Origin of the sequence: Collinsella sp. An268 (genome assembly GCF_002159765.1) — a bacterium.
In the GTDB taxonomy this organism is placed as follows: domain Bacteria; phylum Actinomycetota; class Coriobacteriia; order Coriobacteriales; family Coriobacteriaceae; genus Coprousia.
Map to the genome: position 1 here is coordinate 90850 of NZ_NFJH01000007.1, position 20405 is coordinate 111254.

At 66.4% G+C, this 20405-nt stretch carries 17 protein-coding genes and 1 other RNA gene; 16 read left to right on the forward strand and 2 right to left on the reverse strand.

Translation table 11 applies throughout. The features are described 5' to 3' along the window. The first annotated feature begins 132 nt into the window (after positions 1–132). The 11 genes from B5F70_RS06975 (at position 133) to B5F70_RS10770 (ending at position 14598) form a co-directional block, all read left to right on the forward strand. Positions 133–441, forward strand: coding sequence for an Asp-tRNA(Asn)/Glu-tRNA(Gln) amidotransferase subunit GatC (locus B5F70_RS06975; RefSeq protein ID WP_087204853.1), 309 nt, complete (start codon positions 133–135; stop codon positions 439–441). Further along, positions 441–1964, forward strand: coding sequence for an Asp-tRNA(Asn)/Glu-tRNA(Gln) amidotransferase subunit GatA (gene gatA / locus B5F70_RS06980; protein WP_087204854.1), 1524 nt, complete (start codon positions 441–443; stop codon positions 1962–1964). The genes B5F70_RS06975 and gatA overlap by 1 nt, the downstream gene beginning before the upstream one ends. Further along, on the forward strand, positions 1961–3703 hold the full coding sequence (gene gatB / locus B5F70_RS06985; protein ID WP_087204855.1) for an Asp-tRNA(Asn)/Glu-tRNA(Gln) amidotransferase subunit GatB: 1743 nt from the start codon (positions 1961–1963) through the stop codon (positions 3701–3703). The genes gatA and gatB overlap by 4 nt, the downstream gene beginning before the upstream one ends. A gap of 263 nt (positions 3704–3966) precedes the next feature. Continuing rightward, on the forward strand, positions 3967–5478 hold the full coding sequence (gene malQ / locus B5F70_RS06990; protein WP_087204856.1) for a 4-alpha-glucanotransferase: 1512 nt from the start codon (positions 3967–3969) through the stop codon (positions 5476–5478). Positions 5479–5879: 401 nt separating this feature from the next. After that, positions 5880–7484, forward strand: coding sequence for an ABC transporter substrate-binding protein (locus B5F70_RS06995; RefSeq protein WP_239463109.1), 1605 nt, complete (start codon positions 5880–5882; stop codon positions 7482–7484). Between the two features lie 151 nt (positions 7485–7635). After that, on the forward strand, positions 7636–8652 hold the full coding sequence (locus B5F70_RS07000) for an ABC transporter permease (RefSeq protein ID WP_087204858.1): 1017 nt from the start codon (positions 7636–7638) through the stop codon (positions 8650–8652). A 5-nt stretch (positions 8653–8657) separates the two neighbouring features. Further along, a complete protein-coding gene (nikC, locus tag B5F70_RS07005) occupies positions 8658–9602 on the forward strand; it encodes a nickel transporter permease (RefSeq protein ID WP_239463110.1) in 945 nt (314 codons plus the stop codon). A 5-nt stretch (positions 9603–9607) separates the two neighbouring features. Further along, positions 9608–10723, forward strand: coding sequence for an ABC transporter ATP-binding protein (locus tag B5F70_RS07010; protein ID WP_087204860.1), 1116 nt, complete (start codon positions 9608–9610; stop codon positions 10721–10723). A gap of 3 nt (positions 10724–10726) precedes the next feature. Beyond that, positions 10727–11878: an oligopeptide/dipeptide ABC transporter ATP-binding protein gene (locus tag B5F70_RS07015; RefSeq protein WP_087204861.1), complete on the forward strand. Its 1152-nt coding sequence runs from the start codon at positions 10727–10729 to the stop codon at positions 11876–11878. Between the two features lie 153 nt (positions 11879–12031). Next, complete coding sequence (locus B5F70_RS07020; protein ID WP_158094960.1) at positions 12032–13408, forward strand: ATP-binding protein; 1377 nt, start codon at positions 12032–12034, stop codon at positions 13406–13408. Between the two features lie 206 nt (positions 13409–13614). Next, a complete protein-coding gene (locus tag B5F70_RS10770) occupies positions 13615–14598 on the forward strand; it encodes a lysine exporter LysO family protein (protein ID WP_204555444.1) in 984 nt (327 codons plus the stop codon). Between the two features lie 698 nt (positions 14599–15296). Here the strand turns inward: B5F70_RS10770 and ssrA are convergent. Then, positions 15297–15664: a transfer-messenger RNA gene (ssrA, locus tag B5F70_RS07030) on the reverse strand. A gap of 265 nt (positions 15665–15929) precedes the next feature. Between ssrA and B5F70_RS07035 the strand changes: the two genes are divergently transcribed. The 5 genes from B5F70_RS07035 to nagB all read left to right on the forward strand — a co-directional run bounded on the left by B5F70_RS07035 (position 15930) and on the right by nagB (position 19314). Then, entirely contained in the window at positions 15930–16811 is an 882-nt protein-coding gene (locus tag B5F70_RS07035; RefSeq protein ID WP_206383521.1) for a patatin family protein, read from the forward strand. Positions 16812–16940: 129 nt separating this feature from the next. After that, complete coding sequence (gene rplM / locus B5F70_RS07040) at positions 16941–17384, forward strand: 50S ribosomal protein L13 (RefSeq protein ID WP_087204864.1); 444 nt, start codon at positions 16941–16943, stop codon at positions 17382–17384. 3 nt (positions 17385–17387) lie between these two features. Then, positions 17388–17783, forward strand: a complete 396-nt coding sequence (rpsI, locus tag B5F70_RS07045; RefSeq protein ID WP_087204865.1) for a 30S ribosomal protein S9 — start codon at positions 17388–17390, stop codon at positions 17781–17783. A 226-nt stretch (positions 17784–18009) separates the two neighbouring features. After that, positions 18010–18507 (forward strand): PTS glucose transporter subunit IIA, encoded by a 498-nt coding sequence (locus B5F70_RS07050; RefSeq protein WP_087204866.1) that lies wholly within the window; start codon positions 18010–18012, stop codon positions 18505–18507. Between the two features lie 72 nt (positions 18508–18579). Further along, positions 18580–19314 carry a glucosamine-6-phosphate deaminase gene (gene nagB, locus B5F70_RS07055; protein WP_087204867.1) on the forward strand — a complete coding sequence of 245 codons (735 nt, stop codon included), beginning with the start codon at positions 18580–18582 and terminating at the stop codon, positions 19312–19314. A 171-nt stretch (positions 19315–19485) separates the two neighbouring features. On the opposite strand, the gene B5F70_RS07060 is transcribed toward nagB, so the two are convergent. Beyond that, positions 19486–20331 carry a putative RNA methyltransferase gene (locus tag B5F70_RS07060; protein ID WP_158094961.1) on the reverse strand — a complete coding sequence of 282 codons (846 nt, stop codon included), beginning with the start codon at positions 20329–20331 and terminating at the stop codon, positions 19486–19488. Between the last annotated feature and the right edge of the window lie 74 nt (positions 20332–20405).

Here is a 20405-nt window from a genome sequence, read left to right on the forward strand (position 1 = left end):
GCCCCCGGTGCATCCCGCGCTCGAGCGAGCGCCGCCGCGAGCGTTGCCATTGCGTGACCGCCGCGCCCGTCGGCGGGGCGCGCGCAGAGGGCCGCGTATAATGATGCGGATTGACGTACGGAAGGAGCGCCCATGGCACTCACCCAAGAAGACGTGCGCGGCATCGCCGATTACGCGCGCATCGCGCTGGAGGGCGACGAGCTCGCTCAGATGACGGCCTACATGAACGACGCCGTGGCGATGCTCGAGCCCGTGCTCGCCTACAACCTGCCCGATGTGGAGCCCACGTTCCATCCCATCGGCGACCTCTCCAATGTCATGCGAGAGGACGCCGCGGCGCCGGAGCGCGACCTTGCGCGCGACGCCGCGCTCGGCAACGCCGTCGCGACGCGCGGCGACAGTTTCCGCGTGCCCTCGATTCTGGGGGAGGGTGAGGCGTGATGGCGCGTTCCTTCGATACCCTCACCGCCGCGGAGATCGCGGCCGGCATCGCCGCGGGGGATTTCTCTGCCGCCGAGGTATGCACGGCTGCGCTCGACGCCATCGCCGCGCGCGAGCCGGAGGTGCAGGCCTTCTTGCAGGTGACGCCCGAGCTGGCGCAAGAGGCTGCAGCGCGCATTGACGCCGCGCGCGCCGCCGGCGAGGCGCTGGGGCCGCTTGCGGGCGTGCCGCTTGCCATCAAGGACAACATGAACCTGGCGGGCACGCGCACGACCTGCGCCTCCCGTATGCTCGAGAACTACGAGAGCCCCTATACCGCCACCTGCGTGGCGCGCATGCTCGCCGCCGGCTGCATCCCCGTGGGCAAGGCCAACATGGACGAGTTCGCGTTCGGTTCCTCGACGGACAGTTCGGCCTTCCACCCCACCAACAACCCGTGGGACACCGCCCGCGTGCCGGGCGGCTCCTCGGGCGGCTCGGCGGCGGCGGTCGCCGCGGGCATGGTGCCGCTCTCGCTCGGTTCCGACACGGGCGGCTCGATCCGTCAGCCGGCGGCGCTCTGCGGCGTGGTGGGCATGAAACCCACCTACGGTGCGGTCAGCCGTTACGGCGTGGTCGCCTTCGGCAGCTCGCTCGATCAGGTGGGGCCCTTCGGCCGCACGGTTGCGGATGTGGCGCTCGCCATGGATGCGCTCGTGTCCGGCGGGCGCGACCCGTATGACTCGACGGCGCAGGACGTCGTCCCGGGCTTTGTCGCCGCTGCTGCCTCGGCAGAGGACCTCGCCGGCACGCGCATCGGTCTGGTGCCGGCGTTTATGGAGGCCGAGGGCCTGACGGCCGAGGTCCGTGCCGGTGTCGAGCGCGCCGCCTCCGCGCTCGAGGCGGCGGGTGCCGAGCTCGTCGAGGTCGATCTGCCGCATGTCGACGCGGCGATCGCGGCCTACTACGTCATCGGTCCCGCCGAGGCGTTCTCCAACCTCGCCCGCTTCGATGGCATCCGCTACGGCTACCAGGAGCCCGGCTGCGCGAACCTCGCCCAGCAGAGCGCCCTTTCGCGTGCGCATGGCTTTGGCGACGAGGCCAAGCGCCGCCAGATGCTCGGCGCCTATCTGCTCTCGAGCGGTGTGTACGACACCTATTACTATGCGGCCCAGAAGGCGCGCACGCTCATCACGGCGGACTACACGGCGGCGTTTGCTCAGGTCGACGCCATTCTCATGCCGGCAACCCCGCACGCGGCCTTCCGCCACGGCGAGATCTCCGATCCCACGCAGATGTACCTCTCCGACATGTATACCATCTCGCTCAACATCGCCGGCAACGGCGGCATCGTCGTACCGGTGGGTCTTGGCGAGGACACGGGGCTTCCCATGGCGGCCCAGCTCGTGGCGCCTGCGTTTGCCGACGAGCGCCTGGTGACCTACGCTGCGGTCATCGAGCGCGCGCTGGCCGATGCGGCGACGGGGGCGCCCGTGCTCGGCGTCGCCCCGGCCTGTGCCGGGAAAGGGGGTGAGCTCGCATGAGGGAGCTCAAAGAGGTGCTTGAGGACTGGGAGGCCGTGATCGGCCTCGAGATCCATACCGAGCTCACGACGCTCGACACCAAGATGTTCTGCAACTGCAAGCTCACACACGACGACGAGCCCAACACGCACGTCTGCCCCGTGTGCCTGGGCCTCCCCGGTGCGCTGCCGGTGCCCAACCGCCGCGCGATCGAGAGCATCGTGAAGGCCGGTCTCGCGACCAACTGCGAGATCCAGAAGCACTCGATGTTCTACCGCAAGCACTACTTCTATCCCGATATGGCCAAGAACTTCCAGACCACGCAGGGACCGGTCGCCTTCTGCATGCACGGGCGCCTGGATCTGGAGGTCACCGGCCGCGGTGCCGAGGAGCGCCCCGCGTGCGCCTTCGGCGAGGCGGAGGCGGCGAGCCTGGCCTCGGCGTCGGCCGGTGCGGTGGGGCTTTCGGCAGACCTCTCCCGTCGCGCCGACAGCCAGCCGGCGCCGACGGGTGCGGACGCGTGTGCGCAAAACGACCCCGCCCCCAACGATGCGGGCGGCACGGCGCTCGCGGGCCTCTCGTCCTACGACACCGCCGCACTCGCCACGGCAGAGCGCCGCGAGGACGGCTCCTACACGGTGCCCATCCGGATCCTGCGCATCCATATGGAGGAGGACGCCGCCAAGATGGTGCATGTCGGCGGCGAGGAGGGGCGCATCGGCGGCGCGGCCGAGTCGCTCATCGACTACAACCGCTGCGGCACGCCCTTGATCGAGCTCGTCACCGAGCCCGACCTGCGCACTCCCGAGGAGGCGCGCCTCTTCATGGAGAAGCTGCGCCGCATCTTCCTCACGCTCGGCATCTCCGACTGCTCGATGGAAAAGGGTTCCATGCGCTGCGACGGCAACGTGAGCCTGCGTCGCCGCGGCGACGCGAAACTCGGCGTGAAGACCGAGCTCAAGAACCTCAACTCCTTCAAGGCGCTGCACGACGGCCTCGCCTACGAGATCTGCCGTCAGGCCGAGGTGCTCGAGGCCGGCGGCGAGATCTACCAGGAGACCCGCCACTGGGAGCCCAGCCGCAAGCGCACCGTCGTTATGCGCACCAAGGAGACGGCGGACGACTACCGCTTCTTCCCCGATCCCGACCTGGCGCCCTTCGACCTCACCGATGAGTTCATCGCGCACTGCGCGGCCGAGATTCCCGAGCTGCCGGACGCCAAGCGCGACCGCTACCAGCGCGATTTCGGTATCAAGCGCGCCGATGCCGAGCAGATCGCTGGCGACCCGGCCTGTGCGGACTTCTTCGAGGAGGCCGCCGCGGGTCTTGCCGGCAAGGCGGCGCAGACCGTGGCGAACCTCATCGTGAACGAGCTCACCGGCTATCTCAACGCCGCCGGCGCTGAGGTGACGCTCGAGACCTGCGGCATCGCGCCCGCGCAGGTCGCCTCGCTCGCGCGCCTGCTCGCCGAGGACGCCATCAGCTCCAACCAGGCGCACGAGGTCTTTACCCTCATGGCAGAGACGGGCGACGACCCGGCGAAGATTGTGGACGAGCGCGGCATGCGCCAGGTGAGCGACACCGCCGCGCTGCAGCCGATCGTCGACGCGGTGCTCGCGCGCTGCGCGGACCAGGCGCAGCAGTACCGCGACGGCAATCAGAAGGTGCTGGGTTTCCTCGTGGGGCAGTGCATGCGCGAGAGCCGCGGCCAGGGCAATCCCAAGCTCTTCAACGAGCTGTTGCGCGCCTCGCTCTCCTGATAGGGGGCGCGGCGGTCGGGTCGGGGCGCGCGTCGGCCTGGGGTCGGCGCGTCCCGCGCCCCGACCCGGTTGACCGCCCCGCGCATTCGCTCGTCTGCGGGCCCGCGCGCCGAGAGGACGCTCCGCTGATGGGCGCCAAACGCCCGCCCGCCGATATGACAACTTGTCTGAACAAGTAGCATGCTAGGCTACCCCTAGGTATGACACGGGCGTGCGGGCCGTCTGCCGCAGGCGGCCCGCGCGCCATCGCAAAGGGGGAGCATATGCGCAAAGCCGGTGTACTGATGCCCATCACCTCGCTGCCGAGCCCGTGGGGCGTCGGCACGATGGGCGCCGAGGCGCGGTCGTTCGTCGATTTTCTGGCGCAGGCGGGGGTGGCCGTGTGGCAGATCCTGCCGCTCGGGCCCACGAGCTTCGGCGACTCGCCCTACCAGTCCTACTCGTCGTTCGCCGGCAACCCCTATCTCATCGACCTCGACGACCTCGCCGCAGAGGGCTTGCTCGAGAAGGCGGAGTACGCCGGACGCCCCTGGGGTAGCGACCCGGCGCGGGTCGACTACGGCGCGCTCTACCGCGAGCGCTTCGACGTGCTCGCCGCGGCCGTCGCGCGCCTTGCGGAGCACGCGCCCGCCGAGCTCGACGCGTTTTGCGAGCGCGAGGCGGCGTGGCTCGAGGACTACGCCCTGTTCATGGCGCTCAAGCGCGCGCACGGCGGGGCCCCGTGGAGCCAGTGGGAAGACGGCATCCGCTTGCGCGAGCCCGCCGCGCTCGATGCGGCGCGCGCCGAGCTCGCCGACGAGGTGGCGTTTTGGAAGGGCGTGCAGTACCTGTTCTTCCTCCAATGGGGCCGCCTCAAGGGCTACGCGCACACCGCCGGCATCGAGATCATGGGCGATCTGCCCATCTACGTGGCCGAGGACAGCGTGGAGGTGTGGGCGCACCCGCAGGAGTTCCAGCTGGATGAGAACCTGCGGCCCGTCGAGGTCGCCGGCTGCCCGCCGGACGGCTTCTCGGCCACCGGCCAGCTCTGGGGCAACCCGCTCTTTGACTGGGAGCGCATGCGCGAGGACGGTTACCGCTGGTGGATCGGCCGCATCGCGCACCAATACAAGTTCTACGACATCCTGCGCATCGACCACTTCCGCGGCTTCGATTCCTACTACGCCATCCCCGCGGGCAACACCACCGCGGCAGGGGGCCGTTGGCGCGAGGGGCCGGGTATCGGCTTTTTCCAGGCGGTGGAGGAGCGCCTGGGACCGCGTTCCATCGTGGCCGAGGACCTGGGCTTTCTCACGCCGTCGGTGCACAAGCTCCTCGCCGACACGGGGTATCCGGGCATGAAGCTTCTGCAGTTCGCCTTCGACAGCCGCGACGGCGGCGCAGACGCCTACCTGCCTTTCGTCTATCCCACCAACAGCGTGGCCTACATCGGCACGCACGATAACGACACCGCGCTCGGCTGGCTCGAGACCGCGCCCGCGGCAGACACTGCCGCGGCGCGCGCGTACCTGGGTCTGAATGCCGCGGAGGGCGAGGGCTGGGGCCTCATGAGGGGCATTCTGGCGAGCCCGTCCGACCTCGCAGTGCTGACCATGCAGGACCTCCTGGGCCTGGGGAGCGAGGCACGCATCAACACCCCCTCGACGCTCGGCGGCAACTGGACGTGGCGGGCGCTTCCCGGTTTCGCGACCGAGGAGCTCGCCCACACGCTCCGCGATAAGCTCGCGCTCTACCGACGGCTGCCGCCCGAGGTGGAGGTCGCCGAGGCGGTCTAGTGCTGATTTGGGTGCTGATTTGGGGACGGGTTCAAGCCGTGCATGGCGGCATTTGGGGACGGGTTCAAACCATGCGTTGCCCGTCCCCGTCGCGCGTGCAGGAACGTGGAGGCAGGGTTGCTTTGCCCGAGGCGGCGGAGAGCAACCCCGCCTCTGCCCCTGTCCGAACACTGCATGTTTTGACCCCGTCCCCAAATGCACGTTTTGACCCCGTCCCCAAATGAGTCCCGAACCCCTCGCCCCGGGCCCCGCCTTTGCAGGGGGTTTGTTTCGAACGCGTTTCCGACCTATGACCACTTTATTTCGATAAAGTAGCAAATAACTCTCTCCGCTCCCGAGCGCACTCTAGCGCGCTAAAGTACCGTTTACTTCGGTAACAGGGAAGGAGAACCATTATGTCCATGGCAGAGATTTCGAGAAGGCGCTTCATCCAGGCGTTTGGCGCCGTCGCGGCCACGAGCTCGTTTGCGCTCGCTGGTTGCGGTGCCCAGCGCGCGAGCGAGGCGGACGGCAGCGCTGCGGCAGGCGGCACGGCCGATACCATCACCTTCGCCCAGGGTGCCGACCCCCGCGGTCTCGACCCCGCGTACGTGGACGACGGCGAGTCCGCAAAGATCATGTGCAACATCTACGACACGCTGCTTCGCTATGACACGGAGACCTGCGACATCGTACCCGGTCTGGCCGAGCTGCCCGATGTCTCCGACGACGGTCTCACCTACACCTTCACGCTGCAGGAGGGCGTCAAGTTCCACGACGGCACCGACTGCAACGCCGAGGCGGTCATGACCTCCATCGTCCGCCAGCTCGAGCCCGAGCGCACCGAGGACATGCCCTACGCCTCCTTCGTCTTTGGTTCTGAGGCGTCCAACAACGGCGTCGCTTCCGTCGAGGCGCCCGATGACACCACGCTCGTCATCACCCTGCGCGCCGCATCCACCCCGTTCATCAAGAACATGGCGATGGCGCTCGCCGCGCCCGTGGTGGCGCCGTCCGCCATCGAGGCCGGCGACTCCAACGAGAACCCCATCGGATCGGGCCCCTACAAGTTCGTCTCCTGGTCCAAGGGCGAGAACGTCGTGCTCGAGGCCAACGAGGACTACTGGGATGCCGACCACATGCCGCAGACCAAGAACGTCATCTTCCGCTTCATCGCCGAGAACTCGAGCCGCGTGACCGCCCTCAACAACGGCGAGGTCGACATCATCGACGGCATCGACGCCTCCGTGGTGCCCACCATCACCGACGCGGGCAACGAGCTCTTCGAAGAGGACGGCATGAACATCAACTACATGGCGTTCCGTAATGACGAGGGCGTGTTCTCCACGCTCGAGGCGCGCCGCGCGTTCTGCCAGGCGGTGAATGTCGAGGAGATGGTCGAGAGCCTCTACAGCGATTACGCCGGCGTCGCGACCTCCGTCATGCCGCTGTGGATGGCCCCTTACGATAAGGACATCCAGCAGACCGCCTACGATCCCGAGACCGCCAAGGCGGCGTTTGCCGAGCTCGGCATCACGAGCTGCACCATGCTCACCTACACCAACCCGCGTCCCTACAACTCCATCGGCGGTCAGGCGCTCGCCGAGGCGATCCAGGGCTACCTGGCGGATGCCGGTGTGGACATGGAGATCGTCTCCTATGACTGGACGACCTATCAGACCAAGGTGGAGACCGACGCCTTCGACTGCTGCCTCTACGGCTGGGTGGGCGACAACGGCGACCCGGACAACTTCATGAACCTGCTCGCCGACGAGAACGTCTCCATGAACGTCGGCCGCTATCGCAGCGATGCGTACAACGCCCTCATCCAGCAGGGCTTGGCCACACCTGAGGGCGACGAGCGCGACAACATCTACAAGCAGTGCGAGCAGATGGTCGCCGACGAGATGCCCTGGATGCTCATCAGCCACTCCAAGAACCTCGCGGGCTACAGCCCCAAGGTCAAGGGCTTCTACTATCACCCGACCGGCGTCGTGCACCTGGAGGGTGTCACGAAGGAGGCGTAGCACACGGTGCCGTAACGGCACGTATGAGCGCTAAGACCTGGTAGACAGACGGGCCGGGCTCACCCTCGGCCCGTCGATGTTTTCCGCCGCGCTCCGCGCGGCACCGGCGTGTGGCAGGCGCGCCGCAGATATTGGGGAGGAGGAAGGTAGCGTGCTGAAATACATCTTGAAGCGCATCTTGCTGGCGATTCCCGTGCTTCTGGGCGTCTCCATCATCGTGTTCCTCATCATGCGCGTGTTTTCAGCTGACCCGGCGCCCGTGGTGCTCGGGCAGCACGCTACGGCGGAGGCCATGGAGGCATGGCGCGACGCCAACGGGCTCAACGACCCGCTTATCGTTCAATACTTCAACTTCTTGACGGGGGCGCTCACGGGCAACCTCGGCGAGAGCTACTACACGCACACCCCCGTGACGCAGGAGCTGCTCAGCCGCTTCCCGGCTACGGTGGAGCTCGCGCTGGTGGCCATCGTCATCGCCGCGGTCGCGGGCGTGGCGCTCGGCGTGGTCTCGGCCACGCACAAGAACTCGCCCATCGACGGCTTGGCGACGATCCTCGCGCTCGTGGGCGTGTCCATGCCCATCTTCTGGTTGGGCGTGCTGCTCATCATCCTGTTCGCCGGCGTCTTTCATATACTGCCGAGCTCGGGGCGAATCGATCCCTTGCTCCAGCCGGTGGGCGGGACGGGCCTCTATCTTATCGATACCCTCCTCATGGGCGACTTCGAGGCGTTTGCCGACGCAGCGAGCCATATCGTGCTGCCGGCGCTCGCGCTCTCGATGTACTCCATGGCGGTCATCACCCGCATGACGCGCTCGAGCATGCTCGAGACACTCAACGAGGATTATGTGCGCACCGCGCGCGCCAAGGGCCTCAAGAAGCGCCGCGTCGACATCCATCACGCGCTGCGCAACGCCATGCTGCCCGTGACCACGGTCATCGGCCTGCAGCTGGGCAGCCTGCTCGGCGGCGCCATGCTCACCGAGACGGTCTTCGCTTGGCCCGGTATCGGCAAATACGTCGTCGACTGCATCCTGAAATCGGACTTTCCCGTCGTGCAAGGGGCGGTGCTCCTCATCGGCGTGATCTTCATCGTGATCAACCTCGTGGTGGACGTCATCTACGCCTACCTCGATCCGCGCATCACCTATACCAAGGAAGAGGGGTGATACGCATGGCAGCTGCATCCGTCAACCTTGACAAGCGCCGCGCGGGCGCGCCCGAGGGTCCCGACGGCGCCCCCCAGGCGCCCGCCGCTGAGAAGACCGAGTCGCTCTGGAAGGACGTCTGGTACGCCCTCAGCCAGAACATCCCCGCTATGGTGAGTCTCGTTATCATCGCGGCGCTCGCGCTCGTGGCCATCGTCACCTTCATCGCACCGGGCATCTTGCCCTACGACCCCTATCAGCAAGACCTTTCGGCCTCCTTCGAGGGACCGAGCCTCGCGCATTGGTTCGGGACCGACCAGCAGGGGCGCGATATCTTCTGCCGCGTGCTCATCGGCAGCCAGATCTCGCTCACGGTCGGCCTGCTCTCCGTGGCGATCTCGCTCGTCATCGGCGTGACGCTCGGCGCCATCGCCGGTTACAAGGGAGGTGTCGTAGACACCATCATCATGCGCTGCATGGACATGATGCTCGCCATCCCGTCGATCCTGCTCGCCATCGCCTTCATGGCGGCGCTTGGGCGCGGCATCGACAAGGCGATCATCGCCATCGGCTTCGTGTCCATTCCCGAGTACGCGCGCATCGTGCGCAGCCAGGTGCTCGCGGTCAAGCAGTCGGATTACGTGGCCGCCGCCCGCGTCATCGGCGATTCGGACGCGACCATCATCTTCCGTCACGTGCTCCCCAACGTCATGCCCTCCATCATCGTCCGCGCGACGCTCGGCATCTCGAGCGCCATTCTCGACGCGGCGGCGCTCGGTTTTCTGGGTCTCGGCGTGCAGCCGCCGGCGGCGGAGTGGGGCGACATGCTCGGCCGCGGCCGCAACTACATCTTCGCGGCGCCGCACGCCATGATCTTCCCGGGTCTCGCCATCACCGTCACGGTGCTTGCGTTCAACCTGCTGGGCGACGGTATCCGCGATGCGTTTGACCCCAAGAGCAGGGCGAGGTGAGTGCCATGGCATTGTTAGAGGTACACGACCTCGTCACCGAGTTTCCCACCCGCAAGGGCGTGGTGCGCGCGGTCAACGGGGTGACCTTCGATCTGGAGCGTGGCGAGATTCTCGCCGTGGTGGGCGAGTCCGGCTCGGGCAAGAGCGTGACATCGCTTTCCATCATGGGGCTCTTGCAGGAGCCGGGTCACGTCGCCGAGGGCTCCATCACCTTTGACGGCAAGGACCTGCTGGCCGCCTCGGAGGAGGAGATGGAGCAGGTCCGCGGCGGGCAGATCTCGATGATCTTCCAAGAGCCCATGACGAGCTTGAACCCGGTCTACCGCGTGGGCGACCAGATCGTGGAGGCCATTCAGACGCACTCCGACATGAACAAGAAGGAGGCGTGGGCGCGCGCCGTGGAGATGCTCCGCATCGTGGGGATCCCCAGTCCCGAGGAGCGCGCACGCGACTATCCGCATCAGATGTCCGGCGGCATGCGCCAGCGCGTCATGATCGCCATGGCGCTCTCCTGCGACCCCAAGCTGCTCATCGCCGACGAGCCCACGACGGCGCTCGACGTGACGATCCAGGCGCAGATCCTGGACCTCATCTACAAGCTTCGCAGCGAGTTCAACATGGCGGTGCTCCTCATCACGCACGACCTCGGCGTCGTGTCCGAGGTGGCCGACCGCGTGGTCGTCATGTACTGCGGGCAGCTCGTGGAGGAGGGCGAGAAGTTCGAGCTCTTCGAGCATCCGCTCCACCCCTACACGCTGGGCCTGCTGGAGTCCATCCCGCGCTTGGAGGATGAGGAATCCGAGCGGCTCTACCAGATCTCGGGGTCGGTGCCCAACCCGCTCGACATGCCGGCGGGCTGCCCGTTCTCCGACCGTTGCGAGCGGTGCTTCGACCGGTGCCGTGCCGAGCGTCCCGAGCTCAGGACGGTTCCCGGCACCACGCGGCGCGTCCGGTGCTTCCTCTACGACGATCCCGCCGAGGTGGCGCGCGCCCAAGAGGCGACCGAGGCAGCGCACCAGGTCAAGGCCGACCTGGAGGAGCAGGAGCGCGAGCGCATCGCGCGCGCAGCCGCTGCCGCCCGTCGCCCCCGCCGTCCCGAGCTCGATAAGGAGGTGCGCTAGCACATGGCAATCGATAAGACGGATAACCTGATCGAGGTGCAGCACCTCACGAAAAGCTTTGTGGCCGACACCAACTTCTTTGGCAAGCCGACGTCCTTCGTGCAGGCGGTGGACGACGTCAACTTCACCATCCGGCGCGGCGAGGCGTTTGGCCTCGTGGGCGAGTCGGGCTGCGGCAAGACCACCATCGGTAAGATGATCGTGGGGCTCCTCAAGCCCACGAGCGGCCGCATCCTGTTTGAGGGCGAGGACATCACCGCGCTCTCGCAGCGCGACCGCCGGCGCCTGAGCACCGACATCCAGCTCATCTTCCAGGACCCGTACGCGAGCCTGAACCCGCGCATGACCATCGGCCAGATTGTGGCCGAGCCCATCCTCACCAACAACATCCTGCCAAAAGACCAGGTGGATGCCCGGGTTGATGAGCTGCTGGAGCGCGTGGGCCTGGCGAGCTACATGAAGAACCGCTATCCGCACGAGTTCTCGGGCGGGCAGCGCCAGCGCGTCGGCATCGCCCGTGCGCTCGCCGTCAACCCCAAGCTCATCGTCTGCGACGAGCCGGTCTCGGCCCTTGACGTCTCCATTCAGGCCCAGGTGCTGAACCTTCTGGACGACCTGAAGGACCAGTTTGGCCTCACGTACCTTTTCATCGCGCACGGCCTGAATGTCGTCAAGCACATCTCCGACCGCGTGGGCGTTATGTACCTCGGCCGCCTGATGGAGGTTGCTCCCAAAAACAGCCTCTACCACGAGCCGCTCTGCCCCTATACGCAGGCGCTCCTCTCCGCCATCCCGAGTCCCGACCCCAAGCTGCAGCGCCGTCGCATCATTCTCGAGGGCGACGTGCCGAGCCCCATCGACCCGCCCGCGGGCTGCCGGTTTGCGAGCCGCTGCTTCGCCAAGGTGGGCGCGTGCGACGTCTCGGCGCCCGAGCAGCGCGAGGTCCTGCCCGACCATCTGTGTTCGTGCCATCGCTACGACACGGTCGATGCCGATGACGTGCGCCAGCTCGCCCTCGACATCCAGTACGCCGCCGCCCGCCCGAGCTACGGGCGCGGCAGCGACCTTATGAACGCCGACCCGGTCGTCACGCCCGAGGCCGACCTCGCAGCCGAGGGCGATGCCTCCGGCGCCACCCCGGCCGCAACCGACTAGCGGCCCTACTGCGACCTCCTTCCCCGGGGCGCGGGTCTGTTCCTGCCATGCCGGACCCACTGCCCCCATCGAGGTGCGGCCCCGCGAGCATATTGCCGCGGGGCCGCGTTCTTGTGGGTATAAATGCCCTTAGCCGCTCGCAGGAGGTACGCCATGTTCAGCCCGTTTCGCGACGAGCAGGGTCGGCCGCTCGGCCTTGCCGCCCTCACTTACGCCGACCTCGCCCAGCTTGCGACCATGGACGAGGGTTACGTGCTCGAGTTCAAGCGCTCGTTCGCCGCGAGCGTCAAGGCAAAGGTGCCCAAGATCATCGCCTCGTTTGCCAACTCGGGCGGCGGATGGCTCGTCATCGGCATCGCCGACGACGACCATGCCATCTGCCCGGTACCCAGGCTCTCGGCGGACTACAGTCAGATTATCGGCGAGCTCTGCCGGCGCCATGTTTCGCCCGCCCCGCCCTTCGACGTGCGCTTCATCGCCGATCCCAACAACGATGCGCAGGGCGTGGTCGTCGTGCGGGTGGACGAGGGCAGTTTTCCGCCGTACGTGGCCGACGGCATCGTGGAGATTCGCGAGGGCTCGACGTCGGGGCCGGCTACGGGCACCGCGCTCGTGGAGCTCTACGACAAGGCGATGCGGCGGCGCTCGCACATCGCCGAGTTCTGCCGGCGCACGGTGTTCTTCGCCCGCCCGGTGCCGCTCTTTGACCTGTACCTCTACCGGATGGACGGCCCCTCGCGTGACGTGCCCTCGCGCGACGAGGTGAGCGCATGCGCCGCCGCCATGCGCCGCGCCTTTGCCGCCCAGAGGCTCGACTGCCATGTGCAGCATGCGCACGACTCGCTCATCTTCCGCACCTCGATCGCCTTCGACGGCCTGGTGCCGCACTCGGCCATCGAGCTCTTTCCCGATGAGTCGATCAAGCTCACGGTTCCCGCCGTGCTCTGCGCGCCGGCCGAGCGGGCGGAGGCCCTGGCGTCGCTGCGCGCCGCCTGCGGTCCGCTGCTCGGCGGGGTGGGGGAGGCCGCCCTCGCGCAGGGGAGCTCTGCCGCTGAAGCGGGCCCTGCTCAAGGTGAGGGAGCGGTGTCGGGCGTCTCGCCCGCGGGCGGGGGCGCATCTGTGCCAGATGGCGCCCAGCCCCGCGTCATGTCCGCCTCCGACACGCTCCGCCGCGTCACGCGCATGGCGTCGCTGCTCGACCGTTATATCCGCGAGCGGGGCGGGCGATGGCAGGCGTATGCCGCCGCCTACGAGCTCGAGAACATGGCCGGTGTTCTTCTGTGGTCGCGCGACCCCCTCTATCTCGATTACGTACGGGGCCACGGCCCGCTCTTCTGCGGTACGACGGATTGCCGCAGCCGGGTGCGCTACCTCGATGACGGCGAGCACGACTCGTTTCGGGCGCGGCAGTTTGCGGGCAGCCATTTCTTCGAGGCGTGCGGCCTGCCGCTCGGCTCGCCCGATCCCGAGGACAACGCGCTGGTCGATGCTCTGCTGCGCACCGAGCGCGGTGCCCGGCGCGGCGAGTGACGGAGCTGGGTGCGCAAGGGAGGCGCTGATGAATTCGGCCGGGGACGGCGACGCCGCCACGCGGGCTGCCGAGCGGTGCGCATCTTTGAGAATCCGCCCCGCGGCTGCCTGCTTTTCGTCGGATGGTGCCGCTCGGTGCCCCGCGCCCTGCCGGTTGTGCGATACTGTGACGCCGGAAATAAACCGGACGGCGCCGGGGGACGCACGTGGATATTCTCATCATCATGGTCGTGGGCATGCTCGCGGGGCGCTTCGCGGTGCCCGAGCGCTTTCGGCCCTATAACGGCAAGCTGCAAACTGTCTGCACCTGCCTGCTCATCGGCTCTATGGGCGCCTCCATCGGCTCGGGGGAGGGCTTTCTCGCCAGCGTTGCCGCCTGGGGTGGCAAGAGCCTCGTTTTCTGCCTCATCCCCACGGCATGCTCTGTGGTGCTCGTCTACCTCCTGACCGCCCGCCTGCTCGACGCGCCCGCGCCAGGCTCCATTTCCTCCGCTTCCGCTTCTGCCGGGGGCGCAGTCGCCCCTGCCGCCGACCCCGCCGCTCCCGCGGCCGACCGTGCCGGCGGGAAGTCCAAGCTGCGCCTGCCCATCGATGGCATGGCGGTCGCCGCGCTCATCATGCTCGCTCTCGGCATCGCCCTCGGCGTGGCTGCGCCGGACAGCGCGCTCGTCCGCGTGCTGGGGGATGCGAGCGAGCCCGTGCTCTGGCTGCTCATGGCGCTTGTCGGCATCGGTGTCGGCATGCACCGCGGCCTGGTGGCGAGCATTCGCGAGCATCATCTCAAGATGCTCGTCATCCCGGCGGGCGTTGTCATCGGATCGCTCGTGGGCGGTGCGCTCGCGGCGCTCCCTCTCGGCTTCACGGTGCAGGAGGGCATGGCGGCGGCGAGCGGTCTGGGGTGGTACAGTCTCGCCGGGGTCACCATCGAGAACGCCGTGGGTGCCGAGCTCGGCGGCATCGCCTTTCTCGCCAATCTCATGCGGGAGCTGCTCTCGTTTTTCTGCATCCCCTGGATCGCGCGGTATCTGAACGGGTACGCCTGCATCGCCGCCGGCGCCGCCACGAGCGAGGACACCACGCTCCCCATGATGATCCGCTATACCGACGAGCGCTGCGTGGTCTACTCCCTCATCAACGGCGTCATCTGCTCGGCATGCGTGCCGGTGCTCATCGCCCTCTGCCTGGGTTAGCGCGTCTTTGGCGAGCGCTGGTACATCACCGTGCACATTGCTGCGTACATAGCCGCGTACATTGCGAGCCCTTTTGCCGGGGCGCCGGTGCAATATGGCCCGCAATGCACCCGGAAATGCGCTGCAGAGGAGAAAACGGACCCGGGAGTACATTGCAAGGGGAAATGTACAGCCCGCCACCTGCGGTTCTGTCGACCGTACATTCGCGGGTTCATTGCCGGGCTCATTGCCGCGAGAAATGTCCCGAGGCCCGGGCAAAACGCGCGGCAATGAACCCGCGAATGTACGGTGGGGCCGCGGGGCCGCTGACGGGGCGGCAGGTGCCGATGAAGCGACGCGGCTACCGCGGCATGGCTGCCGGGTCGATGGCGCGGGGCTGAATCGACGGGGAAGCGTTACCTTCGGCAGGCCTCTGCAAACGCTTGCGCGAGCGCGAGCTCGGCCGCCGCGTCACGGGGGTGGTCGGTCTGGGCTTCGCGCTCATCGTGGCGGCATGTCTTTTGTACCTTGTCATCGTCTAGGCGAGCCGGCTTCGCGCGAGGTTGCGCGAGGAGCTGCTGCTGTCTTCGTTGGTGCGCAGGGTGCACGCCCGTGCTATAAGAAGGAAAAAAAAGAGAGACCCTCTACCTGCACGTAGGTAGAGGGTCTCTTACAAGGCGGAGGCGCTCCGAAGAGCACGGTTCGCCCACATGCTGCGTTGGTGGAGGCGCGGAGAATCGAACTCCGGTCCACGAAAGCCCCCTGATCGGCATCTCCAGGCTCAGTCGCTGGTTTGATCTCGGACGCGTTGCGCGCAGCGACACGCTCGCGGCATCCCAACCGGTTCGGTCTTAGCCCGCGCCATACCGATTACGTGCGCGGGAGCATTCCCCTGAAATGACACCGCACCCGGGGCGGGGAAATCCCGGGATTGGCGTGCCAGCTATAAACTAAGCGGCAAGAGCCAGCTGGGGCTCGTAAGAAGAGTTCTTGTCAATTCATTTTGACGGTACCCCTGTTTAACGTGGCGAGGAGACCACGGCCTGCTTCCTCTCTCAGAGCTATCGCGTCGAAACCAGTCGCCCCCATCACAAGAGACTGCCGGCGTCCCCACCAGATAGGCGAGGCCATCGACCTTGTCAATGTTCCCATCGCGCGACACGCAATCGAATCGCGCTGACATTTCATCATACCACAAGATGGTCCGGTGCATGCGCGCGGCCGTCTCGCGCGGTGCCGGCGGGGTTGCGGTGCGCACGTTTCGGGGCAAATCGACACAAGAGGGCCTGACAGGCGTCGCACCATTGGGGTACAAGAAGCGCGTTAGTCTGCGTATGGCAAAGGAGCGCATCATGACGACGGCTGCGGGTACCACGGGCAAGACGGCTCTCGTGTTGGAGGGCGGCAGCTTCCGCTGCCAGTTTACGGCGGGTGTGCTCGACGTGCTGATGGAGAACGGCATCACGTTCGACGCGTGCTACGGCGTGTCGGCGGGCACCCTCTGCGGCCTCAACTTCAAGTCCCATCAGATCGGTCGCGCCAACCGCGTGAACCTCGCCTTCTGCAACGACAGCCGCTACATGGGCTCGCGCGCCGTCGCACAGTCGGGGAGCCTCGTGGGCTACGACTTTATGCTCTATGACGTGCAGGACCGCATCGACCCGTTTGACACGCAGGCCTATCTCGCCAACCCTATGCCGCTCTTTGCCACCGTCTCGGACATCGTCTTCGGCACGCCCGCGTATCTGGAGGTTAAGGACCCGATCCTCGACATCGACGCGGTGCGGGCCTCGACGTCGATGCCGCTCGTGACCCCTCCGGTCGAGATACAGGGGCATTTCTACCTCGACGGGGGCATTACCGACTCGGTTCCGGTGGAGCGGGCGCTCGAGCACGACGGCTATAGCCGGGCGCTCGTGGTGCTCACGCAGGACCGCTCTTACGTTAAGGGCCCCTACGATCTCATGCGCGCGGCCCGAGCGCGCTATGGCGAGTACCCGTATTTCCTGGACGCGCTCGAGAACCGTCACGAGCGCTACAACGAGCAGCGCGCTCACATCGACGCCTATGAGGAGGAGGGTCGCGCCCTGGTGGTGGCGCCGCCCACGCCGGTTGAGGTCGGCCATGTGGAGCGCAATCCGGAGAAGCTCCTCACCCTCTACATCCAGGGTCGCCAGGAGGCGCAGCGCCTTCTGGGGAGCATTCGGGAGTTTGTTCACCAGAATCATGCATGACATGCGGAGACTCTGAGAATGACCAGCGGTTGACGGTTGACGGCGGAGCGTAGGGCGGTATACTCGACAAGTTACTTTTCAGAGCCCCGTGAATCTCTGTCAAGACACGTAACTGTTGGAGGAGTCCAAGTGATTTCTAAGTCGACTCACTACGCCAAGCAGGGTGAGGTCCAGCGCAACTGGGTTCTCATCGATGCCGAGGGTGCCGTGCTGGGCCGTCTTGCCACCCAGATCGCCATGATCCTGCGTGGTAAGAACAAGCCTCAGTTCACCCCCAATTCCGACTGCGGCGACTTTGTGGTGGTCATCAACGCCGATAAGGTCCAGCTTACCGGCAACAAGGCCGCTCACAAGACCTACTATCGTCACAGCGGTTGGAACGGCGGCCTCAAGGCGGAGAGCTTCCGCGCCGCTATGGAGAAGCACCCCGAGCAGGTCATCGAGCGCGCCGTCCGCGGCATGCTCCCCAAGACCACGCTCGGCCGCAAGCAGCTGACCAAGCTCAAGGTCTATGCTGGCACCGAGCATCCCCATGCTGCCCAGAACCCCGTCAAGATCGAGCTGGAGGCGTAAACCATGGCTGAGAACTCCGTTGTCTACCAGGGCACCGGCCGTCGCAAGAATGCCGTGGCCCGTGTCCGTCTCGTCCCCGGCACCGGCAAGGTGACCGTCAACAAGCGTGACGCTCTCGAGTACTTCGGTCGCAAGAACCTGCTCGACGACGCGCTCGCTCCCTTCAAGGTGACCGACACCCAGGGTGCCTTCGATGTCATCGCCCTCTGCGATGGCGGCGGCATCTCCGGTCAGGCCGGCGCCCTTCGCCTGGGCATCGCCCGCGCGCTTCTCGATGCCGGCGATTACCGCGCCGACCTCAAGCGTGCCGGCTTCCTCACGCGCGATGCGCGCGTGGTCGAGCGCAAGAAGTACGGTCTCAAGAAGGCCCGTCGCGCTCCCCAGTTCTCCAAGCGCTAATCCGCACGAGACATCGCTGGTTGTATGCGGGGCCGCCTTTGGGCGGTCCCGTTTTTTTGTGCCATCTCCATCTGTTTTTCTTTAGAAAAGTTCTCCTAGCCGGTGTTGGCTCCAGCCTGTGCATCTGCGCCGCGCAAAGGTGGATGGCGAGGACGATAGACACCCCAAATTGGGGTACCATTGAGACGTAACCGAAGGCGGATGCGTCGAGTGGGAAAGGGGGATCATGTTCAGCCGTTTTCTGAGTTCGCTATCATCGCGGAGTAAGAGCGAGGTGCTTCTGGCGCCTTTGGCTGGTACCGTGATACCGCTTTCCGAGGTGCGCGATTCGACGTTCTCCTCGGGGGCGCTGGGCGATGGCGTGGCCATACGTCCCACGGGCACCACGGTGGTCGCCCCGGCAGACGGTAAGGTAAAGGCGATATTCCCCACGGGGCACGCGGTCGCCTTGCATACCGATAACGGCCTCGATGTCCTGATCCACCTTGGGCTTGACACCTATAAGCTGGAGGGCCGTCATTTTACGGTCCATGCGCAAGTGGGCGATACGGTCAAATGCGGCGACGTGCTCATCGAGTTCGATCGGGACGCCATTCTGGCTGAGGGTTATGATCTGACCGCGCCGATTCTCATCTGCAACGCGGTCGAGTTCTCTAGCATCAAAGGTAGCGTGGGAGAGACGGTCCATGAGCTCGACAAGCTTATGACGGCTCGAGAACGATAGGTGGGGTAACGGGCGGCGCACGTCACGGCGGGTGCCGCTTTTGGTAGATAGCTCTTTGAAAGGGGCCGCGCTATGAAGATCGTTCGTGCTCGTGATTACGATGATATGAGCCGCAAGGTTGCCAATATCATCTCCGCTCAGGTTATCCTGAAGCCCGATTGCGTGCTGGGCCTGGCTACGGGTTCCACCCCCATCGGCGCGTACAAGCAGCTCGCCGAGTGGAACCACAAGGGCGACTGCGACTTCTCCCAGGTCTCGACCTACAACCTCGATGAGTATCGCGGTCTTTCGCACGATGACCCGCAGAGCTACCACTATTTCATGAAGACCAACTTCTTCGACCATGTGAACATCGACCAGTCCCGCACCCATGTGCCGGACGGCTCCAACCCCGATGCCGAGGCCGCGTGCAAGGAGTACGACCGCATCGTGGCCGAGGCCGGGTATCCCGACCTGCAGCTGCTGGGCATCGGTAACAACGGTCACATCGGCTTCAACGAGCCCGACGATCACTTCTCCAAGGGCACGCACTGCGTCGACCTCACCGAGTCGACGATTCAGGCGAACAGCCGCCTGTTCGATCGCATCGAGGACGTGCCGCGCCAGGCGTACACCATGGGCGTGCAGACCATTATGTTCGCCAAGATGATTGTCATCGCCGCAAACGGCCCCGCCAAGGCGCAGGCCGTCTACGACATGTGCTATGGTCCCGTGACGCCCAAGTGCCCGGCCTCTATCCTGCAGCTGCACGATAACGTGGTGGTTGTTGCCGACGAGGCGGCGCTCGCGCTCTGCCCCAAGGAGTAGCGCGGGGTGCTGCGTGCTTGAATCGCGCAGGCGCCGGCTCTGCGTCTGATGCAGACGCGCCGGATCAGAAACCAGACGATGAGGGCGGTCCGTATGCTCGGGCCGCCCTTTCGCGTTGCGTGGCGGCGTTGCCGCGCTCCGCTGGCGCGGCGTACGCTGTGCCAGCGGGCCTTACCACGTGCCGACGAGCACCTCGGCCTCGACGGTCGCCCGCGTGAGACCCGACCAATCGATGGCGGCGGCGTCGACCGAGAACAGAAGCGGCGTCATGGCGATGAGCGCATCGCGCACCTTAGGCGTGAGCGCGAGGGTATGGGAGACCGTCGTGCGGCTGATAAGCCTGCACGATGCGGCAAAATGGTCGATGACGCGCCGGTTGGAGTATGCGCTGTGGCGCAGCTGGTCGGCGGCGAGCTCGCGCACCTCGTGCAGGTGATGCGCCGTGGGGACGACCTTGATGACGCACCCGCCGGGGGCGAGCACGCGCCGGAACTCCCCGTAGTGTGCGGGTGAGAACACGTCGATGACAGCGTCGATGGCTCCGTCCTGCACGGGAATGGCGGCAAGGTCGGCCACAAACCAGAGGATGCCGTCCTCGGCGTTTTGCCCTGCGGCGAGCTGTATGGAATCGCGCGAGATGTCGAAGGCGCACACCGCGGCGCCCGTACGGCGCACGGCCTCGGCGAAATAGCCCTCGCCGCAGCCGGCGTCGAGGACGCGCAGCGGTTGGCCAGATGAGGGCGACCTCTCGGCGAGCGCCGTGACGACAGCTTGGGCCACCGGGGCATAGAGGCCGCTTGCAAACACGCGTCGACGCTGCTCAAATGAGGAGCGGTCGTACGCGTCGTGCGCATGGGCGCCGCGGAGAAGGTTGACGTAGCCCTGGCGGGCGATGTCGAAGCGGTGCCCGTGGGCGCAGGCGAGGCATGTGCCCTCGCGTGAGACGGGCTGCTTGCAGATGGGGCATGCGAGTACCTGCGCGCATGCGTCAAAACGGTGCAGTTTACGTTGGTCCATCATGCCCTTTCGGCTTACCGTGTCAGGCCGCTACCGCAGGCCGTATGCAGCAGTATAGCCAACGGGACGGCGTG